Genomic DNA, 3,208 nt, shown 5'->3' with positions numbered 1-3,208 from the left:
CTTCAGAACTAACACAGTGGACGCGAGCAACTGAGGACAAGCCCTCGGCCTATTAGTACCGGTCAGCTCCACCCATTACTGGGCTTCCACATCCGGCCTATCAACCCAGTCGTCTACTGGGAGCCTTACCCTCTCAAGGAGGTGGGAATACTCATCTCGAAGCAGGCTTCCCGCTTAGATGCTTTCAGCGGTTATCCCTCCCGAACGTAGCCAACCAGCCATGCCCTTGGCAGGACAACTGGCACACCAGAGGTTCGTCCGTCCCGGTCCTCTCGTACTAGGGACAGCCCTTCTCAATATTCCTACGCGCGCAGCGGATAGGGACCGAACTGTCTCACGACGTTCTAAACCCAGCTCGCGTACCGCTTTAATGGGCGAACAGCCCAACCCTTGGGACCGACTCCAGCCCCAGGATGCGACGAGCCGACATCGAGGTGCCAAACCATCCCGTCGATATGGACTCTTGGGGAAGATCAGCCTGTTATCCCCGGGGTACCTTTTATCCGTTGAGCGACGGCGCTTCCACAAGCCACCGCCGGATCACTAGTCCCGACTTTCGTCCCTGCTCGACCCGTCGGTCTCACAGTCAAGCTCCCTTGTGCACTTACACTCAACACCTGATTGCCAACCAGGCTGAGGGAACCTTTGGGCGCCTCCGTTACCCTTTGGGAGGCAACCGCCCCAGTTAAACTACCCATCAGACACTGTCCCTGATCCGGATCACGGACCGAGGTTAGACATCCAGCACGACCAGAGTGGTATTTCAACGGCGACTCCACCATGACTGGCGTCACGGCTTCAAAGTCTCCCACCTATCCTACACAAGCCGAACCGAACACCAATATCAAACTGTAGTAAAGGTCCCGGGGTCTTTCCGTCCTGCTGCGCGAAACGAGCATCTTTACTCGTAGTGCAATTTCACCGGGCCTATGGTTGAGACAGTCGAGAAGTCGTTACGCCATTCGTGCAGGTCGGAACTTACCCGACAAGGAATTTCGCTACCTTAGGATGGTTATAGTTACCACCGCCGTTTACTGGCGCTTAAGTTCTCAGCTTCGCCACACCGAAATGTGACTAACCGGTCCCCTTAACGTTCCAGCACCGGGCAGGCGTCAGTCCGTATACATCGCCTTACGGCTTCGCACGGACCTGTGTTTTTAGTAAACAGTCGCTTCTCGCTGGTCTCTGCGGCCACCCCCAGCTCACGGAGTAAATCCGATCACCAGTGATGGCCCCCCTTCTCCCGAAGTTACGGGGGCATTTTGCCGAGTTCCTTAACCATAGTTCACCCGAACGCCTCGGTATTCTCTACCTGACCACCTGAGTCGGTTTAGGGTACGGGCCGCCATGAAACTCGCTAGAGGCTTTTCTCGACAGCATAGGATCATCCACTTCACCACAATCGGCTCGGCATCAGGTCTCAGGCTATGTGCTGTCCGGATTTACCTGGACAACGCCCTACACCCTTACCCCGGGACTACCACCGCCCGGGCTGGACTACCTTCCTGCGTCACCCCATCGCTTACCTACTACAAGTCTGGTTCGTCGGCTCCACCACTTTCCTTTCCCCGAAGGGTCCGGAACGGCTTCACGGACTTAGCATCGCCTGATTCGATATTGGGCGTTTCAAAGCGGGTACCGGAATATCAACCGGTTGTCCATCGACTACGCCTGTCGGCCTCGCCTTAGGTCCCGACTTACCCTGGGCAGATCAGCTTGACCCAGGAACCCTTAGTCAATCGGCGCACACGTTTCTCACGTGTGTATCGCTACTCATGCCTGCATTCTCACTCGTGAACCGTCCACAACTCGCTTCCGCGGCTGCTTCACCCGGCACACGACGCTCCCCTACCCATCACAACACCCGTTGGGGCTATACGCTGCAATGACACGACTTCGGCGGTACGCTTGAGCCCCGCTACATTGTCGGCGCGGAATCACTTGACCAGTGAGCTATTACGCACTCTTTCAAGGGTGGCTGCTTCTAAGCCAACCTCCTGGTTGTCTCTGCGACTCCACATCCTTTCCCACTTAGCGTACGCTTAGGGGCCTTAGTCGATGCTCTGGGCTGTTTCCCTCTCGACCATGGAGCTTATCCCCCACAGTCTCACTGCCGTGCTCTCACTTACCGGCATTCGGAGTTTGGCTAAGGTCAGTAACCCGGTAGGGCCCATCGCCTATCCAGTGCTCTACCTCCGGCAAGAAACACACGACGCTGCACCTAAATGCATTTCGGGGAGAACCAGCTATCACGGAGTTTGATTGGCCTTTCACCCCTAACCACAGGTCATCCCCCAGGTTTTCAACCCTGGTGGGTTCGGTCCTCCACGAAGTCTTACCTCCGCTTCAACCTGCCCATGGCTAGATCACTCCGCTTCGGGTCTTGAGCGCGCTACTGAATCGCCCTATTCGGACTCGCTTTCGCTACGGCTTCCCCACACGGGTTAACCTCGCAACGCACCGCAAACTCGCAGGCTCATTCTTCAAAAGGCACGCAGTCACGAGATACAGCAAGCTGTATCCGACGCTCCCACGGCTTGTAGGCACACGGTTTCAGGTACTATTTCACTCCGCTCCCGCGGTACTTTTCACCATTCCCTCACGGTACTATCCGCTATCGGTCACCAGGGAATATTTAGGCTTAGCGGGTGGTCCCGCCAGATTCACACGGGATTTCTCGGGCCCCGTGCTACTTGGGTGTCTCTCAAACGAGCCGTTAATGTTTCAGCTACGGGGGTCTTACCCTCTACGCCGGACCTTTCGCATGTCCTTCGCCTACATCAACGGTTTCTGACTCGTCTCACAGCCGGCAGACTGTGAAAGAGAGATCCCACAACCCCGCATGCGCAACCCCTGCCGGGTATCACACGCATACGGTTTGGCCTCATCCGGTTTCGCTCGCCACTACTCCCGGAATCACGGTTGTTTTCTCTTCCTGAGGGTACTGAGATGTTTCACTTCCCCTCGTTCCCTCCACATGCCCTATGTGTTCAGGCATGGGTGACAGCCCATGACGACTGCCGGGTTTCCCCATTCGGAAACCCCCGGATCAAAGCCTGGTTGACGGCTCCCCGGGGACTATCGTGGCCTCCCACGTCCTTCATCGGTTCCTGGTGCCAAGGCATCCACCGTGCGCCCTTAAAAACTTGGCCACAGATGCTCGCGTCCACTGTGTAGTTCTCAAGCAACGACCAGCCACCCATCACCC

1 rRNA gene is annotated in these 3,208 nt (G+C 56.6%); it reads right to left on the bottom strand.

Annotation, left to right across the window (positions count from 1 at the left end):
• Positions 1 to 32: 32 nt before the first annotated feature.
• Positions 33 to 3,152 (bottom strand): 23S ribosomal RNA (locus IO20_RS0134055).
• Positions 3,153 to 3,208 lie beyond the last annotated feature (56 nt).

This window comes from Streptomyces exfoliatus (assembly GCF_000725545.1).
In the GTDB taxonomy this organism is placed as follows: domain Bacteria; phylum Actinomycetota; class Actinomycetes; order Streptomycetales; family Streptomycetaceae; genus Streptomyces; species Streptomyces exfoliatus.
Note: the sequence above shows the minus strand (reverse complement) of the source record. Positions and strands in the feature narration are given on the sequence as shown.